This window comes from Rhizobium sp. Root483D2 (genome assembly GCF_001426685.1).
In the GTDB taxonomy this organism is placed as follows: domain Bacteria; phylum Pseudomonadota; class Alphaproteobacteria; order Rhizobiales; family Rhizobiaceae; genus Pararhizobium; species Pararhizobium qamdonense.
On the sequence record NZ_LMFB01000033.1, the window covers coordinates 1 to 18,609 of the forward strand.

16 protein-coding genes are annotated in these 18,609 nt (G+C 56.5%); 12 read left to right on the forward strand and 4 right to left on the reverse strand.

The genetic code is table 11. The features are described from left to right. Nucleotides 1-394: 394 nt before the first annotated feature. Nucleotides 395-1,996, forward strand: coding sequence for an MFS transporter (locus tag ASD32_RS21460; RefSeq protein ID WP_060640099.1), 1,602 nt, complete (start codon nucleotides 395-397; stop codon nucleotides 1,994-1,996). On the opposite strand, the gene ASD32_RS21465 is transcribed toward ASD32_RS21460, so the two are convergent. Beyond that, nucleotides 1,993-2,892, reverse strand: a complete 900-nt coding sequence (locus ASD32_RS21465; protein ID WP_060640100.1) for a LysR family transcriptional regulator — start codon at nucleotides 2,890-2,892, stop codon at nucleotides 1,993-1,995. The genes ASD32_RS21460 and ASD32_RS21465 overlap by 4 nt on opposite strands. 835 nt (nucleotides 2,893-3,727) lie before the next feature. On the opposite strand from ASD32_RS21465, the gene ASD32_RS21470 reads away from it, so the two are divergent. The 5 genes from ASD32_RS21470 to ASD32_RS21490 all read left to right on the forward strand — a co-directional run bounded on the left by ASD32_RS21470 (nucleotide 3,728) and on the right by ASD32_RS21490 (nucleotide 10,444). Beyond that, the gene (locus tag ASD32_RS21470; RefSeq protein WP_060510760.1) at nucleotides 3,728-4,477 is read left to right on the forward strand and encodes a gluconate 2-dehydrogenase subunit 3 family protein; all 750 of its coding nucleotides are present in this window, start codon (nucleotides 3,728-3,730) and stop codon (nucleotides 4,475-4,477) included. A 3-nt stretch (nucleotides 4,478-4,480) separates the two neighbouring features. After that, entirely contained in the window at nucleotides 4,481-6,247 is a 1,767-nt protein-coding gene (locus ASD32_RS21475; RefSeq protein WP_060640126.1) for a GMC family oxidoreductase, read from the forward strand. After that, nucleotides 6,244-7,473, forward strand: coding sequence for a cytochrome c (locus ASD32_RS21480; RefSeq protein ID WP_060640101.1), 1,230 nt, complete (start codon nucleotides 6,244-6,246; stop codon nucleotides 7,471-7,473). Before ASD32_RS21475 ends, ASD32_RS21480 begins: the two co-directional genes overlap by 4 nt. 599 nt (nucleotides 7,474-8,072) lie before the next feature. After that, nucleotides 8,073-9,041 carry an MBL fold metallo-hydrolase gene (locus ASD32_RS21485; RefSeq protein WP_082546868.1) on the forward strand — a complete coding sequence of 323 codons (969 nt, stop codon included), beginning with the start codon at nucleotides 8,073-8,075 and terminating at the stop codon, nucleotides 9,039-9,041. A gap of 356 nt (nucleotides 9,042-9,397) precedes the next feature. Beyond that, nucleotides 9,398-10,444 carry an alpha/beta hydrolase gene (locus ASD32_RS21490; RefSeq protein WP_082546869.1) on the forward strand — a complete coding sequence of 349 codons (1,047 nt, stop codon included), beginning with the start codon at nucleotides 9,398-9,400 and terminating at the stop codon, nucleotides 10,442-10,444. A 374-nt stretch (nucleotides 10,445-10,818) separates the two neighbouring features. Here ASD32_RS21490 and ASD32_RS21495 read toward each other — a convergent pair whose 3' ends face one another. Beyond that, a complete protein-coding gene (locus ASD32_RS21495; RefSeq protein WP_060640102.1) occupies nucleotides 10,819-11,256 on the reverse strand; it encodes a hypothetical protein in 438 nt (145 codons plus the stop codon). Nucleotides 11,257-11,494: 238 nt separating this feature from the next. On the opposite strand from ASD32_RS21495, the gene ASD32_RS30760 reads away from it, so the two are divergent. Then, nucleotides 11,495-11,662, forward strand: coding sequence for a catalase-related domain-containing protein (locus ASD32_RS30760; RefSeq protein WP_280139468.1), 168 nt, complete (start codon nucleotides 11,495-11,497; stop codon nucleotides 11,660-11,662). A gap of 193 nt (nucleotides 11,663-11,855) precedes the next feature. Here the strand turns inward: ASD32_RS30760 and ASD32_RS21500 are convergent, their stop codons facing one another. Then, a complete protein-coding gene (locus ASD32_RS21500; protein WP_060640103.1) occupies nucleotides 11,856-14,039 on the reverse strand; it encodes a PAS domain-containing sensor histidine kinase in 2,184 nt (727 codons plus the stop codon). A 358-nt stretch (nucleotides 14,040-14,397) separates the two neighbouring features. On the opposite strand from ASD32_RS21500, the gene ASD32_RS21505 reads away from it, so the two are divergent. From ASD32_RS21505 to ASD32_RS21520, 4 genes are all read left to right on the forward strand, one after another. Continuing rightward, nucleotides 14,398-15,144 carry an SDR family oxidoreductase gene (locus ASD32_RS21505; protein ID WP_060640104.1) on the forward strand — a complete coding sequence of 249 codons (747 nt, stop codon included), beginning with the start codon at nucleotides 14,398-14,400 and terminating at the stop codon, nucleotides 15,142-15,144. A gap of 610 nt (nucleotides 15,145-15,754) precedes the next feature. After that, on the forward strand, nucleotides 15,755-16,534 hold the full coding sequence (locus ASD32_RS21510; protein WP_060510769.1) for an alpha/beta hydrolase: 780 nt from the start codon (nucleotides 15,755-15,757) through the stop codon (nucleotides 16,532-16,534). 185 nt (nucleotides 16,535-16,719) lie between these two features. After that, a complete protein-coding gene (locus ASD32_RS21515; protein WP_060640105.1) occupies nucleotides 16,720-17,370 on the forward strand; it encodes a response regulator in 651 nt (216 codons plus the stop codon). A 59-nt stretch (nucleotides 17,371-17,429) separates the two neighbouring features. Beyond that, on the forward strand, nucleotides 17,430-17,801 hold the full coding sequence (locus ASD32_RS21520; protein WP_060510773.1) for a response regulator: 372 nt from the start codon (nucleotides 17,430-17,432) through the stop codon (nucleotides 17,799-17,801). A 9-nt stretch (nucleotides 17,802-17,810) separates the two neighbouring features. On the opposite strand, the gene ASD32_RS21525 is transcribed toward ASD32_RS21520, so the two are convergent. Beyond that, nucleotides 17,811-18,065 (reverse strand): hypothetical protein, encoded by a 255-nt coding sequence (locus ASD32_RS21525; RefSeq protein ID WP_060510775.1) that lies wholly within the window; start codon nucleotides 18,063-18,065, stop codon nucleotides 17,811-17,813. A 101-nt stretch (nucleotides 18,066-18,166) separates the two neighbouring features. Between ASD32_RS21525 and ASD32_RS21530 the strand changes: the two genes are divergently transcribed. Next, the gene (locus ASD32_RS21530) at nucleotides 18,167-18,607 is read left to right on the forward strand and encodes a hypothetical protein (RefSeq protein ID WP_060510776.1); all 441 of its coding nucleotides are present in this window, start codon (nucleotides 18,167-18,169) and stop codon (nucleotides 18,605-18,607) included. The last annotated feature ends 2 nt before the right edge of the window (nucleotides 18,608-18,609 follow it).

Here is an 18,609-nt window from a genome sequence, read left to right on the forward strand (position 1 = left end):
AAGGCTTCAATGAATCAAAATCAAACCGATTTGCAAACCCGATTTATGAGTGCGCGGCCTAGCTGGCGTTCTCGTGGACATCCGCCATCGCTCGGGTTGATGATACGGCCCAGCAAAGCTTGAAAATCCCCATAAAGAGACGTCCTGGGCAGCCGGCTCCCGCACGAAACGCTCCCTCGCCAACGCTATGCAAAAGCTCCCCATCAACCGGCATTGCCAACTCAATCATTGGTTAGACAACAGGGATCTTCTGACACGATTTTACACCCAGGCTGTAAGATCCTCTCTCGATTTGCCAGCTTATCAATCGCGCCGTGCTCCGGCATTTTCTTCCCACGCCTCCCCCTGGAGGCAAGAAGAGCGACTTGGGCGCCTCGCGCTGCGGGAAAATGTCATGAGCACCGTTTCGGAAGCCACCAGCCGCCCAACGAACTTCGCGGGGTTTTGCCTGATCGGTGGAGCGTCTTTGGCCGCCTTGACCGAAGCCATCCCCGGGACAGTCCTCTCGTTCGCACGCCTCGACATGATGGGGAAGGTTGCAGCGACGGCCGACGAATTTGCCCGGATGGATTTTGGCTATACAACCGCGAAGCTCATTGGCTTCGTCATGACTGCATGGCTAGCCGGGCGTTTCACGCTGGCCTCATCCTTGGCGACAGCAACGATCACAATGACGGTCGCGTCGGGATTTGCAGCCGTCACGGAGGAATTGCATTCCCTCTTTGTGTTACGTCTTCTCCAGGGCATGGCGGGAGGTGTCATTCTGGTGAGCGCCCAGTCAATGCTCCTCAAGTCATATGCTTGGCGGCATCAACCGTTCGTCCAGAGTGTCTTCGCCGTCACCGCGGTGGTTGCCCCTGCAACGCTTGTTCCCTACCTCCACGGCTGGCTGCTCGACAGTCATTCCTGGGTGTGGATATTCCTGGGTGTCATCCCGATCGGCCTGACCGCGCTCGCTCTCCTGTTGCTGGGCCTTTCATTGGAGGGAGAGGCACCAAAGCCAATCCGGATGAACTGGCCATCGCTCGCTTGGTTCGCTGTCGCCGTGTCATCGCTGACCTACGTTTTAAACCAGGGCAATCGTTGGGACTGGTTTGAGGAGCCCACCATTGTCTTGTTCGCCGCAATCGGCATAGCCGCACTCGCCGTCGTTGTCGGCTGTCATTTCGTTGGCGATAAGAATCGTCGTCTTCTGGACTTCTCGGTGTTCATGAACGGCGGGTTCAGCTTCGGTTTTTTGGCAAGCTTCGCGGCCGGTTTTGCTCTCCTTGGCAGCAGTTACCTGATCCCGTCCTTCGCCATCTCGATACTGCGAATGACACCGATGGAGGCCGGCGCGCTCCTGCTGCCGAGCTCGGCCGCCTTCATCACTACACTCTTCTTCACGGCCTTCATCATCAATCGCGGCGCGCCCCCAGCGCTCACCATCCCCTTCGGCATCCTGGGCCTCATGCTGGCGATGTGGATGCTGTCCGGTTCAACCAGTGGCAGCGGTATCCCTGACATGTTGCCCGGTGTCCTGGTTCGTGGATGCGCGCTTGGATTTCTGTTTCTCTCAATCACCCTCATCACGATGTTTGGACTTAATGGATCGGCAGTCGTCACCGCCGTCGCCCTTTTCAACGCCGGTCGACAAACTGGGGGTCTCGGGGGCATTTCGTTCCTGCAAACATTCGTGGAAGATCAGACGGCCCAAAACCGCGCCGTGCTTGCCGCCTACATCACGCCAGGTCGTCCGGAAGTTATCGATCACCTGTCCGGCCTTGCACAGTATTTCTCGACCCACGGCCTGGAACACGGGGCGCACAAGGCATCTGCGCTTCTGATGGGCAAGTCCGTCGCGTTGCAGTCGACGACGATCGCCTTCAACTCCGCCTTCTTTTCCGTGGCACTATTTTTCCTGGGCGCTGCACCGGTCCTGATCGTCTCGAAGATCATCATCGGAAAGGTGATCGCTAAGCGCCTTCGGGTTGCGGGCCAGATCGCGATGCCTTAGGCCATCCACTTTCGATGTTCGAAGAAGCGTTCAACGAGAAGTTCGATAAAGAGCCTTACTTTGGTCGGAAGTTGCCTTCGTTCCGGAAACAGAGCATCGATGGAAAATTCGACGCCCCGGTAATTGGGCATATTTGATATAAGCCGGCCGGCCTTCAGATCATCGAAGACCAGGAAGCTCGGTGCAAGGAATACGCCGTGTCCGTCGATTGCCAATTCCCTGAGAGTTTGCGGGCTGTTCGAAACGAAGTTGCCCTCAATCTTGACCTCTTCCTTGACACCCGCGCTGTTCTCAAAGTGCCAGGACGTTCCGTAGGCATAGTGCGAGTATTGCAAGCAATTATGGCTTGCAAGATCACTTGGTTGTTCCGGCGCCGGATGTGATTTGAGGTAGTCGGGAGAGCAGACAACAAAGTGTCGCCATGGCGTTAGTTTGCGGGCGATAAGGCGGGAATCCCTCAACGTCGTCCTGATGACGAGGTCATAGCCCTCCTCGATCATATCGATCATCCGCTCGCCAATATCCAGCTCGATAACCACCGAAGAATATTGCTGCATGTACTCGCTCATGAGTGGGACGAGAAACGGGGCGATGGCAGTGCTTGTGTATATTTTAAGCTTTCCCCGGGGTGTTGATACCAACGCGCCGGCGAACTGATCTGCTTCGTCGAGATCAGCAAGGATCTGCAAGGAGCGGTCATAGTAGAATTTGCCGGTTTCGGTGAGGTTGACCCTTCGCGTCGTCCTGTTCAGCAATCGGACGCCGAGGCGATCTTCCAGAGATTGAACGTGGTTGGCCACCATGCTTGTTGACATGTTCATGCGCCTTGCGGCTGCAGAAAATCCCCCGCATTCAACGACTTGTCCAAAGACTGCCAAGCTTGTCAGCCGATCCATGCTTTCCTCCGATTATGCACTCAGGCTTTACGATCCTTACACAATCTCTGAGATTATCAAATCATACGTTAAGGTGCATTTCCCTTCTCCCAGAAACACTAATCCACGTCGGGCAGCAACGAAGTATATGAAAATGGCGGAGTGAGACCCTAACCATATGTCGGAGATCGTCGAAACACGTTCCGTCAAGAACGGAACTGTGGGTTTGCGCATCGGTTTCGGTAGGTGCAAAAGGCAAGCAAGTTGTCAGGAGCGGCGCGATCGCCATTCTTTAGCTTGCGAAGCCGCCGACTACGGGTACCAATTCCGGACGTTCAGCCGCTTTCCCGAGATGACCGACAACGGCCTATTGGAAAGCCGATTGTACCGCCATTGCCTCAAATTTTTCCGGCTCTTTCAAGGAAGGAGACGGAGGGTCCTATTCTGCCGCGCATCGACGACCCAGTTTTTCAGGCGATACTGTCGCATCCCAAGGCGGACGTTAAGACGGGCAGAACCGCGATCGCAATATCGACTCCCCGATTAAGCTTCCTTTGCCAAGAAACGGCCGCAATGAAGCAGCCAGTCACGCTAGCAACAGAGCCCACTCCAAGAGTTCACCCTGTACACCTTAAAGGCGGAACCCGACAGTCCGCAACCGCTCGCGCCAGGAGACCTATACGTAGGTATGGATTGCGACGACAAGCACTGCGAGAAAGACTGCGTTCGATATCGTTTCTGGAGAAAACTTCGCTCATATCTTCCTACCCCTCTCACCAGAGTGGCTGATAGATCAGCGCCCCAAAGTCAACATTCGTCTTCGGAACGAAACAGAGACCCAAACCGAGAAGACCCGATGAAACCCCCACTACCGTTCAAGCAGAGCCGGAGGCATTTCCTCGCTTCCGGCGTCGCGGCCATTTTCGTGGCCGTAGCGTCAACAGCTGGCGCCACCATCATCAAGGGCGTCGCGCCTTTCAAGCCGTTCGACTACAACCCGCCCGAAACTCTGGGTACGGGCGGATGGTATTTTTTCACACCGCAGGAGGCGCGGCTGATGGAAGCGCTGGTCGAGTGTCTCATCCCCGCCGACGAACTGAGCGTCAGCGGTCTGGATGCCGGATGTGCCGAATTCATTGACCGTCAGTTGGCCGGTTCCTACGGGACCTTCGAGCGTCTCTACATGCAGGGGCCATTCGTGGCCGGAACGCCCGAGCAAGGTGACCAATCGCCGCTGGTCCCGCAGCGACGCTATCGCCTCGGACTTGCTGCACTGGAAAGACACTGTCAGCAGACCCTCGGCAAGAGCTTTGTCGAACTGCCGGGCGAGCAGAAAGACCAAGTCATCACGTCGGTACAAAACGGTGAGATCGTTTTCAAAGACATCGACTCGAAAATGTTCTTCGCGATTTTGCTGCAAAACACGATGGAAGGCTTTTTCGCCGATCCGATCTACGGCGGCAACCGGGACATGGTTTCCTGGAAAATGCTCGGCTTCCCCGGCGCACGCTATGATTATCGCGACTATATCGACCGTCACAATGAAAAACTCGATCTGCCGCCACTGAGTATTTCCGGCCGCCCCGAATGGCACAAGAAAGGTTAGATGATGGCAAAGAGACTTCCTCCAACAGACGCTGTCATCATAGGGCTCGGGTGGGCAGGCGCCATCATCGCCAACGAACTGACCGATGAAGGCCTTCAGGTCGTCGCGCTCGAGCGTGGACCGTGGCGCGACACGGCCGCGGATTTCAACATTGCCACGGCTCCTGACGAACTCCGCTACTCACAGCGCCAGGACCTGATGTTGCGGACGGCGCAGAACACGATTACCATGCGCAACAATCCCGGACAGAAAGCCCTGCCTATGCGCAACTGGGGCTCGTTCCATCCGGGGAACGGCACCGGCGGCGCGGGCAACCACTGGGCCGGGATCACCTTCCGTTTCCAGCCCGAAGAGTTCCGGCTCAAGAGCCATTTGACCGAACGATACGGTTCTACGGCAATCCCCGAGCAGCTGACTTTGCAGGACTGGGGCACCGACTGGACCGAAATGGAGCCGTTCTACGATGCCTTCGACAAAGTGGCTGGAACCTCGGGCAAAGCTGGCAATCTCGAAAACAAGATCCAAGACGGCGGCAACCCCTACGAGGGGCCGCGCTCGAGCGAGTATCCGACCCGGCCGCTGAGGCAGCCGTACGGACCAACGCTCTTCGCCCAGGCGGCGCGCGATATGGGCTACAAGCCGTTTCCGGTGCCTTCGGCACTCATCTCCGAGCCTTACACAAACTCCCTCGGCGTAACGATGGGACCGTGCACATTCTGCGGTTTCTGCACGAACTACGGCTGCGCGAACTACTCTAAGGCAAGCGCGATCACCACGATCATTCCGGTTCTAGTGCGCAAGTCGAACTTTACCTGTCGAACCAACTCCGAGGTCTTGCGTATCCTCATGGACGCAAGTGGCAAACGGGCCACGGGCGTGGTTTTCGTAGACAGCTCCGGCGAAGAATGGGAGCAGCCGGCAGACATCGTAATCGTGACCGCCTTCACCTTCGAAAACGTTCGCCTCATGCTGCTATCAGGTGTCGGCGAGCCCTACGATCCGATCACCAATACAGGGACGACGGGCCGTAACTACGCCTACCAGACCGCCAACGGCGTGCAGCTTTTCTTCGATGACAAGAATTTCAATCCGTTTATCGGAGCGGGTGCAGTCGGCATGGGGATCGACGATTTCAACAACGACAACTTCGACCATTCCGGACTGGGTTTCATTGGTGGTGGGAGCATCCGCGTCACGCCGATCGGAGCTGCTCCCATCGGAAATCGCCCGACGCCGCCAGGGACCCCGACCTGGGGATCGGAATGGAAGAAGCAAACGGTGAAGAACTACCTGTCAACGATGTCGATCGGTTGTGAAGCGTCCAGCTACTCGATGCGAAACAACTATCTTTCGCTTGATCCGACTTATTGCGACAGGCTCGGGCGACCGCTTCTCCGCGTGACTTTCGATTTTCCCGAAAACGACCTCAAGATGGCTCAGTACTGTACCGACAAGGTCGGCGAGATCGCCAAAGCTATGAATCCGCGCCAGTACGTTAAAAACCCCTCTAAGGGTCACTGGAACGGAGGGCCATATCAATCCTCGCATGTCGTCGGTGGCTTCGTCATGGGCGCGAACCCCAAGACCAGTTCGGTGAATAAGTATCTCCAGAGTTGGGACGTATCGAACGTCTTCGTCGTGGGTGCATCGGCTTTCCCCCAAAACCCCGGCTACAACCCGACAGCCACAGTCGGAGCGCTAGCTTTCAAGGCGGCTGACGCAATCCGCACGTTGTATGTCAAAAATCCAGGCCCATTGGTGCAAGCATGAACAATCTCCTTCTCAAGTCAGTGGGGATACTCGCGTTCACGGCGACCGCGGCTGTCGCCCAGGCCCCGCGTGACGACTCCTTTGAAAAGGTTGCCCGCGGTCGCTATCTCGCGACCCTCGCCGACTGCAGCGCGTGCCACACGGCCGCCGGAGGCGCTCCCTTCGCTGGCGGCGTCGTCCTGCAGACGCCATTCGGCGATCTCGTCGGAGCCAACATAACGCCCGATCCAGATACCGGAATCGGCCGCTACACCGAGGAGGAGTTTCAACGCGTCATGTCGGAAGGTATCGGCAAGGGTGGTTATCACCTCTACGTGGCCATGCCTTTTACCGCTTATACCAAGGTCTCGAAGTCCGACAATTCCGCGATCTACGCCTATCTCCGGTCGGTCGAACCGGTCAGGAACAAGGTCGAGACCAACCAGCTGCCGTTTCCGTTTAACATCCGCGCGAGCCTTATTGGCTGGAATTTTCTCAATTTTTCAAAAGGCGAATTTGAGAAGAACCCGGACAGGTCGGCCGAATGGAACCGCGGAGCCTACATCGTAGAGGGGCTTGGCCATTGCGGCACATGCCATACGCCCAAGACCTCTTTGGGAGGCGACGAGAACGACAGGTTCCTGGAGGGAGCAACATTACAGAACTGGCATGCGCCGAACATTACCGCCGATCGACACAGGGGTATCGGCTCATGGTCCACGGACGAGATCGTCCAGTACTTGAAAACGGGAACGAATAGATTTGACACTGCCTCAGGTCCCATGGCGGAAGAAGTCGAAAACTCCAGCCAACACTGGAACGACGCTGACCTAAACGCCGTCGCCGTCTACCTGAAGGAAAGCAGGACGTCCGCAACGGAGGTGCCGGACGCGCTCGACGCGGACGACACTCGTATCGTGGCGGGCAAGAATATTTACGCTGACCGCTGTTCCGCCTGTCATACGCCGGACGGAAATGGCATTCCGCGCCTGTTCCCCAAGCTTTCCTCCGCACCGCTCGTAAACAGCGACGATCCGACTAGCCTAATCCGTGTAGTGTTGGCGGGCAGTAGGGCAGGCGGAACACAGGCTTCTCCGACCGGTCCTGCCATGCCTTCGTTTGCTTGGAACCTTTCAGACGACGACGTGGCAAACGTCCTGACCTACATTAGAAATAGGTGGGGCAACAGTGCCGTCCCAGTCGCGGCCAGCGAAGTCAAAGAGTTGAGAGAACAACTACAGGAATGACCGATCCACTATCCCGCTGCTTGTTTTCGCTGCCTATGTGTCGAACCGCCGAGCACCTCGGCCTAGGCAATCCTCTTCATATGGCTGACTCGACCGTCGACGGCAAAATCGCTGATCGTAAGAGATGGTCAGCAGCGGGGCAACGTCGACAACGCCATTATTGTTAGCGCCGTGCCGACCAAATGGTCCACAAGATCGCAGCGAGTCGTGGTGGTATAGCTATATGAGTTTAGCAATCGCCCCCCATTCTTCCTTGGCGTTGCGTCCGGCCCATTTTCGGGCTTCAACCGCCTGGCAGCGCAGGTTTCACAAAGTATGACCGACAACTGGTGGTGCTCGGGCATGCCTTCGCGAACTGAGTGTGCCGTCGTCTACCTCAGACATTGTGATTTCTTACGCGGTCTCGGCAGCAACCTAAACTTAAGTTAGGATTACCTACTCCAACGGCCGACGATAAGTTTGCCGAGAGCCGTCACCCCGAAACGCTCGAACCGGCTAAAGCCGGATAGTTAATTTTCAGCGCTTGTCCGTGCCCTTACGCATCGCGTACTGCAGCACGGGGCGTGAACGGCTTGCATTAAAAAACATAGGAGCGCCTCATGTCGCAGACAGAAGCAAAAACTCATACCCCAGGCCCGCCACAGGCTAAGATCCCCGCTGAAAGCGCCTTTCATCCCGGTAAGGCCGGGGCGGGCGAACTCGTTCCTTCGCGCTACGCGTTGAAAATCGGGGACATCGACGTCATGGTCGTCAGCGACGGTGTCTTGCCGCTGCCGACACAAATGATGGGGCACAATGCCGACCCTACCATTCGTGCAAACTGGATGGCGGACATGTTCTTGCCTCCGGATTCTTTTGACTGGCCACTGAACGCCGTTGTGGTTCGTAGCGGCGATCAGACAATCCTGCTTGACGCCGGCCTTGGTCTCGATCCAGATCTGCACCTGCCGCGCGCAGGCCAACTCGTCCAGCGCCTTGCGGCCGCAGACATTGACCTCGGATCGGTGACGGACATCGTGCTTACGCACCTGCACATGGATCACATCGGCGGACTGCTCGTCGAAGGCGTTAAGGAACGTCTTCGTTCTGACCTTAGAATCCACGCAGCAGCATCGGAGGTGGATTTCTGGAAGAACCCCGACTTCACCCACACCAAAATGCCGGAAGGGTTCCCGGCCGCGCTGCGGGCGACCGCCAAGCGTTTTCTGGAGGAATACGGAAACCACATCATTACGTTCGACGAGCGCTACGAGGTCGCTCCAGGCGTAATTGTACGCCGCACGGGTGGACATACGCCCGGACACGCAGTGATCCGCGTGGCTTCGGGAAATGAAGCACTGACGTTCGCCGGCGACGCCGTCTTCGCGGTCGGATTCGAACAGCCTGACTGGCACAACGGCTTCGAGCACGATCCGGAAGAAGCGGCGCGCGTCCGCATTGACCTTCTGCGTCAGCTCGCAGATACGCGCGAACTCCTTGTGGCAACCCATCTTCCGTTCCCGTCACTCGGACGGGTGGCTGTCGCGGGCGACGCCTTCCGTTGGGTTCCGGTGTTCTGGGACTACTGACACTTAGAGCATGACGCCTTGAGCGATCGTGTTGCTAGCGTTCGCCCGTCATTGAGCAACGATGCGGCGGTGGCCACACCATGCAGCAAAAGGCCCAAAGTAGCGAGGTCCGGAAGTCAACCGGACCTCGCACGAACTCTGTGCTTACAGCATCTCATCTTAGTGGAACGGTGTCACGTTCATCTCAGACCGCGAACTACCGCTTCATCTGTCACAGCAATCGCTCATTTATGTTCTGTTTGGACTGGCGAGCAGCGGAGATGCGGACTGCAATCGTGTTCGCCGAGTTCGACCCGCCACCGCCCCTAACGGAACATCGCTTGGTCCAATAAAAGTCAAATTGCGGAGTAGTCATTATGGCAGGCGAAATAGTCCCCGGCTGTAAAACCGTGTCCCACTCTCTCGCGCAGTTTGGACGTCGTGCATTTGTGGCTGGCGCCGCGGCGTCGGCACTTGGTGTTGCGGTCCCTAAGCGTCTGATGGCTGCGACAAACGGAGATGGAACTTTGTTCTCAGAGACGCCGAGTCAGATTCAGGCCGGGGTGCTGAATGTCGGCTACTACGCTGCCGGCTCCCAAACGGCGCCGGCCGTCTTTCTTCTGCATGGCTTCCCTTACGATGTGCATAGCTACGTCAATGTGGCTCCGATGCTGGTTCAAAGGGGTTTCCGCGTGATTGTGCCGCATCTTCGCGGGCACGGAACGACAGCTTTCCTTGAAACTTCTACAGTCCGGTCCGGTGAGCAGGCTGCGATCGGTAGAGATCTCGTCGACCTAATGGACGCCCTCAAGATAGACCAAGCAATCTTTGCTGGGTACGACTGGGGAGGCCGCGCTGCATGCGTGGCGGCTGCGCTTTGGCCGGAGCGTTGCCTTGGACTCGTCTCGGTCAACAGCTACCTTATCCAGAATATCGCGAAGGCGCTTGAACCTGCGCCGGCGAAAGTCGAACGCGGCTTCTGGTATCAGTTTTATCTGCAGACGGAGAGGGGGCGGCAAGGGCTAGAGCGCAATCGCTCAGACATCGCCCGCATCATGTGGCATGACAACTCTCCAACCTGGGAGTTCGACGAGGTGACGTTTCAGCGCAGTGCACGATCTTTCAACAACCCGGACTTCGTCGACGTTGTCGTCCATTCCTATCGCCATCGACTTGGCGGCGCACCAGGATATCCCGATTATATGAAGCTGGAAGCTCTGCTCGCATTGCAGCCACAGATCACCGTACCAACCGTGACTCTGGATGGGGACTCGGACGGGGTCGTCGCAGCCACTGACGGAAGTTCGACGTCGGCAAAATTCGTCAAGCGTGTGCACCACATTATTCGCGGTGTTGGGCATAATCTACCCCAAGAGGCACCCTACGCATTCGCGAACGCCATCGTTGAAGTAGGGGCAATGTAGGGATCTGCGCCGACCACACTTGGTCCCAAACCTACGTATAGTGTTATTGGAGGGCGCAATCAGGTATCTTCTAAGTGTCGATATCGCGATCCCCTCCCAGCGATACTGACCAAAACCTCGGTTCTCCGCCCCCTCCGCCGAGGACGTGGATGTCAAATCCACCAGTGGGCCGTCTTTCCTCGGAAGACGGCCCCTTTTTCGCATAACGTTTTGGAGGCAGTCAGGCGGAGCCGTTAACGCGCATCAACGTCCACCTCTATTCTTTGAAGCCAGTGGACCCGCTCACCAGTAACCGCAGCGCGGCTTCCAAGGCATGCGAACATTGCCTGAGATAGCATGTCAAAAAAACTAACGGCCGTGAATCTATTAGCACCTCATCCCTGCCTGTTGCGAAGGCGTTCCGCATAACCGGCACCGAGATGGCCGACGTTCACAGGGAAGATTTTCTGCAAGCCGTCGCCAAGTTCCTCCGCTGTCACCCAGCCTTTACTGGTTGCGTCGAGCTTCGCCCATTTACTTTCACTATAGGCGGTGTCGTGCGGTGTTCCATTCATTTCCGCTAGACGTGACTGCCCATCCATGAACTCGCTTTTGGTGACCTTTCCGTCCTTGTCGTTGTCTGCCCAGTCGAGTGCTTGTTTTGACATGCGGGCGTGGAAGTCTGCAATCAATTCCTGATCACTCCGGACGGCGGGAATCTTGGGCGCATTCACCTGAACTGCACCACCCATTTTCGCGTCAGCGATGGACGGCCCTTTTCGCGGCGAGGAAGCCAACAGGCTGTAGATGGAATTGTCAGATCCGACTCTCATTAATTTATCCTTTTCGTTGCGGGGATACCGGCCATAGGCTGGGCATAGGCGCTTGTGTCAAGCTTGCCGAATACGGCTATTTGGCTCTAATGTTGCAACTGCAACCAATTCCATTCGATTTAAGCGGAGTCGTCACCTGAGGCCGTCTTGAGAGCACCCGCCGCGCCTCATGACCACACAAACGACGGTCTATATGGCCGAGCCGCTTGATGGCATCCTGCCAAACCATTCAAATCCTATGGCAACGCATACGCAAAAATCCACTCTCATCCGGAACACAGTTGAATCGATGGCGGAGGTGTCCGCTAGAATCAAAATGCGGTACGTCGCGAACTGCCGTCGGACCGACCTCGAGTATGGGGATCGTTCAGCATCCGCTCTCGGGTTAGGGACGACTGTTCGTTGAGGCTGCAGCAGCACACAGTGAGGCGTGAAAACATCCTCTGCGGATCCAATCGCGTACCGCCGACGTCAATGGTTTCAGGTGCAGCGCAGACACTGTTAGCAGCTCGCTACCCGGCAAGCCATTTAACGGAAAACTGACGACGAAGTGCAATCTGCGGCTTGACGCGAGATGATCGCACCGGCGTTAAAATCTTTCAGGCCGTTGGCAGAGTGAACGAGAAGGTCGCACCGCTTGGGACGGATGGTTCAACCCACAAACTTCCTCCATGTGACTCGACAATCGAGCGGCAGATTGCAAGGCCCATCCCCATCCCCTGTTCTCCCTTTGTCGTAAAGAACGGTTCGAAAACGCGTTCCGGATATTCTACGCCCGGTCCGACATCGCTGACGTCCACCCGGACTGATTCTTCGAAGCGATAGGCAGTGAGGCTTAGCCGCTTTCCTTCAATGGGCAAATCCATAGCCTCAAGCCCATTCCTAATCAGATTGGTGAGCACCTGCTGAATCTGCACTCGGTCCACTGCCACGAGTGGAAGATGTGCGTTGATATCGATAGACATGACGGTGTGCCGTCGAGAGGCCTCCTCCGCAAGCAGATCACGTGCTTCAAGTATAAGCTCGGCCAATGCCGCGGTCTCGCGAGACTCGTCAGTACGCCTGAACAGCGCACGCACACGCTTTACCGTTTCTACCGCTGTTGCAGCGCTTCGGGTTACACGATCCAGTGCCACTTTTGCCCGTTCGAGGTTGGGTGGATCGCTGCTTAGCCAGCGCTCACACGCATCGGAGCTTGATACCAGCGCGGCAAGCGGTTGACCAACTTCATGTGCGATGGACGCCGAAAGTTCAGCCAGACTAGCCGCTTGGCTCGCGCGGGTGTATTTTTCATGGGCTCGCCGTAGTTGCTCTTGGGAGCGAACCTGATCCTCAATATCGAAGCACACGCCATTCCATTGGACGATGGTGCCGTCCTCCTTCCGCATTGCCGTAACACGCATCTCAACCCAACGAAATTGACCATCGAAACGGCGCATCCGGTGCTTGAATGCAAAGGACGTACCTGTCGTCAATGCAGTGAGGAAGGTCTGCTCTAGGGCAGGGCGCTCGTCGGGATGAACGATCGCGTCAAGTACGACCGTCAGCCGCTTTTTGCCCTCGACATCTCTTTGATCGACGTCGAACCCAAGAAAATCGCGAAACTGCTGGCTGAAGTAGATTGGCTCACCGTTCTCAGCAGTGCACCAGATGAGGGCCGGGACGGTCTCGATCAATTGGCGTAGAGAGCGCTCGCTTTCGCGGAGTGCACTTTCCGTTCGCTTGTACACATCAATGTCGATCGAGGTGCCATACCAGCCGGTGATGCGGCCAGAAGGATCGGTGGTAGGGCAGGCGGCGATCCTGTGCCATACATAAAGCCCCGTCGTTCTCAACATTCGATACTCGATATGCCAATGTTCGCCCGTTCTGAGGGAGTGCCGAAATGTCTCGGCCGCGCGCGGATAATCGTCCGGATGCACTCCCAAGCTCCAGCCATTGTCTCCACCCTCAATAAATCGCTTGTCGCTCAACGGTCGATTCAAATCATTGAGCGCCATGCCGATCGCTACCTGGCCAGACGGAGTGACGTAGGTGAACTGCGCTTCCGCGTTCAGCGCCCATGCTTTGCCGTACAAGCGTTCAATGACCTTGGCCGCCCGGATTGCTTCCGCAGTCTCTCCGACCGGTCCCATCTTCAGCCACCGCTCGTCTGGATCGGATACCATCGGATCGACGTTTACGCTGACCCCATAGCCTGGTTCGGCTTTCATCTCCGTCCAGCGATATTGTCCGTTGCTTTGACGCTGCCTGTATTTGAAAACCTGTGGGACGCCGGTCCAAAAAGCATACGCGGCAGCGTGTGACGCCGCCGCACGGTCTTCGGGGTGAACGATGCCGAGCGAGGGATGGACGTCTCGGTCTTCCCCCACCCCTGACGGTTTAGCTAGCGTAGGGCCGCTCGATTGAACCGCTTGCATGGCCTTGGCCCGGATCGCTTCGCAGACCAGAAACGATAAACCGAATAGGGCGACGGTGGACCACGTCAAAGACGCCTCTGCAGCATCTGGCTGAGCTCCCGCTATAATTAAAGAAACAACGAATCCAAAGCACAAGAAGGATCGAAAAATCTCTCTAAGGCGGTCATCAGAGACAACAAATGCGGCCACTAGCGGACACAGTAGTCCCAAGAGAGTGTGTGTGGACCACGCGACCGCCGTACCTGCAATTACGGCGGCGAAGGTGATGACGAACGGCGTCTGAAGTCTGGCAGCGATCCATCCGATCGCACCGGGAGCCTTTTTTGGCCCTGGCGGGTTCTTGCCTAGATGGATTTCTGACATAACAGACCTTCCCCAAAAGCTTCGCCATGCGGGCTAAAATAACGCATTTCCGTGGGATAGACCAACCCCACATTCGGTTTGGGTGAACCGAGAGGATGCCGCGCAGCACGAAAGCACGCTCCTGCGCCCGGGATTGCGGAGAGTTTGATTTGCTCCGGCCAGCGCCTTGACGACGCGGTGTTTGCCGGCTTTGACAAGGCCTTAGCCTTCACTTCACGTCATCCATATTCAGCGGCCGAGAATCGCCATCCCGACGCACATTATAATGGACGAGGAATACCTTATGTGCCGCTCAGGGGGCTAATGCGGCGACAGCCCAAGTCGTATTTCTCCGAAATCAGAACGGAGATAAATAGCAATGCGATTACTCGACGATAAAGTAACAATTATAACTGGAGGCAATAGCGGGATCGGCAAGGCAACTGCCAAGCGCTTTGCTAAGGAGGGGGCCCAAGTCGTCATCACTGGTCGTCGACAGGAGGTGCTCGACCTGGCGGTAAAAGAAATCGGACACGGTGCTGTCGGCGTCTGCGGCGACGTTGCAGCAAATGATTTTCACCAGCGTCTCGCTGATAGCGTCGGTAAGTGGTTTGGAGGCGTCGACGTATATTTCGCGAACGCCGGCATCATCAAGCTCGAGGCTTCAGCAGCGGTTTCCGAAATCGGATACGACGAGCATTTCGCCGTCAACACCCGAGGCGTTTTCTTCGGGGTCCAGGCCATCTCGCCCCTGATCCGTGACGGAGGGAACATCATCGTGACAAGCTCGCTGGCGGCTACCAAAATCTTACCCCAGCACACACTATATGCAGGATCAAAGGCCGCGATGGCAGCCTTCGCCCGCAATTGGGCGATTGAGTTCAAGGAACGACGCATCCGCGTCAACATCCTAAGCCCAGGACCGGTGGAGACAGAAATCCTGACGAAGCTCGGTATCGCCGAAGCAGATCGCCCAGGATTCGAAGCGCACATGGCTGACCTGATCCCGGCCGGAAGGATGGGGCGGCCAGAGGAGCTGGCGGAGGCCGCTCTGTTCCTGGCAGCGAAGGGTACCTTCGTTAATGGTGTCGAACTGGTTGTCGACGGCGGCATGTCGCTGACCTGAGTTGAAAAGGACGAAGGGGCCGACGCGGAACTTTGCGTCGGTCTTCTTTTATATTCGGTCCCCGGGTCGATTTGACCGACTGTGAGCGAATGTCAGTAATTTACAGGTCTGATGAGACTTCCGGTCCCGAGGCCCGCCTGGACGGCTGATATCCCGTCCGTTTCCTTCCTTGAGAATAGCAACTCCGCACGGGACGCCGCGATATATTAGTTCGGCCCTTACTTGCATCGCAAAAAATAACTTTGAATGATTGTCGGGTCGGTCTCCGATATGGAGCATGGCAAGTGACGGCCGTATGACGCCGGCAAAAATCCGATAGAAAAGGCAAAGCTGGCCCAGAGTGTTCTCCATACGCACGGTCGAACTCGTGGGGCCGGCATGGCTGCTGTCCGACCAGTGCAAACACCAGGCTGACAGGCGCTGCTCGATAAAGCCACCTACGCTCGTTCGCCGGCAGTCACATACTTATGTTTGGGTTGAATGGAGCCCCTGCGTGGAAGCAGAATAGATAGCCGCCGTCCGTGACGAAGTCGATTTCTCGACGGGTCGCTCCTGACGTTCGTCTGCAAGCGGCTAGGCCTTTTTTGTCAAGTGATCAAAAGGAATGCAAATGCGTAAGAGTGCCAAACTTCTCGCCGCTGCAGCGTTGTCTGCAGCGACGTCTCTCTCCGTCCATGCAGAGACAATTAAGCCGACAATTGTGCTTGTCCATGGCGCTTTTGCCGATTCCTCGAGCTGGAACCATGTCATCTCCCGCCTTGAAAAGGATGGGTACCCGGTGCTGGCCGTCGCCAATCCCCTGCGCGGCGTTACGAGCGATGGAGCCTACGTGGCCGGCATCCTGAGAGGCATAAAGACACCCGTCGTGCTCGTTGGACATTCCTACGGCGGCTCGGTGATCAGTGACGCAGCCACTTCTGCATCGAACGTGAAGGCACTCGTTTTTGTGGCGGCCTTTGCACCGGAGCCTGGGGAGTCCGCGGTCGCACTGTCCGGTAAAAACCCTGGCAGCACTCTCGGCCCGACACTTGCAGAGCCGGTTGCGCTACCTAGCGGGGCAAAAGATCTATATATCGACCAAAAGAAATTTCCGGAACAGTTTGCGGCCGACGTGCCACGTACCACCGCACGCCTGATGGCGGTAGCTCAGCGCCCTATCACTGACACCGCATTAGCGGAGCCAGCTCCAAAAGCGGCCTGGCAAACGATTCCGTCCTGGTTTGTATACGGTCAAGCTGACAAAAACATTCCGCCGGTTACTCTGAGGTGGATGGCGGAACGCGCCAAGTCCAAGAGAACTGTTGCGATCGATGGGGCGTCTCATGTCGTGATGATCTCTCATCCGGGCGAGGTTACCAAACTCATAGAAGAGGCTGCGACGGCAAAATGAGCCGAGATGTTCGGAGGCGGGCCTGGGTTCGCCTCCGACAAATGGTTCGTTACGTGACAGGTCAGACACCATGGTGGACGGCGACTGCAAGCCCATAGAACCTTCGTATAGGTGGGGGTGCGTATCGGCGGTGTTATATTGCGTCGCTGCGCATGCTCGTCTTGAGAAGCAGCTAGGAGCGAGACGTGCAGCCGACAGATCTACAGCATGACACCCACCTTCCGACGATCTCCATCGTCGACGATGATGCAGCGCTCCGACTGTCGTTGGTGGATTTGTTCGAGTCATTGGAAATACGCGCGATGCCTTATGGAAGCGGCGATGATTTCCTCTCGCGCGCGGACCTCGGAAAAGCGGGGTGCGTTCTTCTGGATATCCACATGCCAGGCATGAACGGCCTCGACATTCAAAAGCAACTCGCCGCCATCGAATGCATGCTGCCGATCGTCTTCATGACGGATGATGCGACGGTACCTATGAGCGTCCAGGCTATGAAGCGTGGTGCGAGCGATTTTCTTTTGAAACCTTTGGATCGCCCTGCACTTGTGGGTGCGACGGACCGCGCGATTCAGTTGAATGCAGCAAAGCGCGCCGCTGCAGTGGAACGCGAGATCACCATATCCGCGATACGGACGCTGACGCCTCGGGAACGCGAGGTCATGAGACATGTTGCGATGGGAAGGTTGAACAAGCAGATCGCCCACGAATTAGCAGTGAGCGAAATGATGATCAAAATCCATCGGAGCCGAATGATGAGAAAAATGCATGTCGGTTCGCTCGCCGAACTCGTCAAAAAACTGGACATGGCTTCCAAAGAATACGACGTATATCTGTAGATGATGCCGACGCTGGCAGGGGACAGCCGAGGTTTCCAGGAAAGAGTTCGCTCAAGCCCATGCCAGCAGAAAAGTATACGACCATAGCAATCGTCGACGACGACCGGCATCTCCGGGAGTCTCTGCAAGACCTTTTGGAGACGGAAGGCATCGAGAGTAGGCTTTACGAGTCGGCCGAAGAATTCTTGTCTCAAAAGGGTCACGAGGGCGTCGATTGCATCCTTGCAGACGTGCGAATGACCGGAATGTCCGGGATTGAGATGCTGCGCATTTTGCGATCGATGACGAAATGCCCGCCCGTTCTGATCATGACATCCTATGCAGATGACGGGATGCGTGCGACCGCGATGAGACACGGGGCCGAAGCATTCTTGGCGAAACCGATCGAGAGTAAACGACTGATTGAGTCCATAAGAACGGCAACGCACTGAAGCTTGTCACTATTTCCTCAACAGTTCGACCACCGAGCGAAGGTCCCGGTTCCCGCGCCCGGCCACGGCGCCGTCGCTCCCAATCTCGACCAACAGGAAGTCTTTATCGGCCTTCGCCAAAGCGGCTTGAACGTCCGCGAATTCCACCTCCGTATCGATCACGACCAAGTGGGCCTCGTCCGATACAACTGTACCAAACTGTAAGAGCGCATACTTGGCTTCGAAAAGCTCGGCATCCGGCACATAGGCCAAAAATTTAGGCATCGATACTCCTCGTTTTACGCAGCGGCTTAAACGATGGTTTGGGAAGTTCTCTCCCCATAGCGGTGGTAGTTTTCTCTTCGGATTAATCGAAGGAGACGAAAATGCAAGCGATCAAATATGGCATCTACGCCACGGTATGGTTCAACGTTCTGCTCGCTGGATGGCTTTCCATCCATATGCTCTATGACCCTGAAGGCTGGTACTACTTCGTACCGGGCGTCACCGATACCGGGTTCTTCAATCAGCATTTTATCCGGGATATCGGCATCATTCAGGGCTTCATTGCTGCGGCATTCACCATTGGCATATTTAGGCTGGAGCGGCGGCTCGAACTCTGGGCCGCGGCGACGCTCTGGCTTATAGCGCACGCAGCATTTCATCTTTGGGAGGTTGCGGTCGGAATCTGCTCAGCTTCGGTTCTGGTGCGAGATTTTCCGGCGGTCAGCCTTCCGGCACTTTTCGGACTTGCGTCGACGATTTGGGCCTGCTCGCAGTCACAAGCCATTGCAGCATCCCGCAGGACTGCCGCGATGCGCATTTGAAA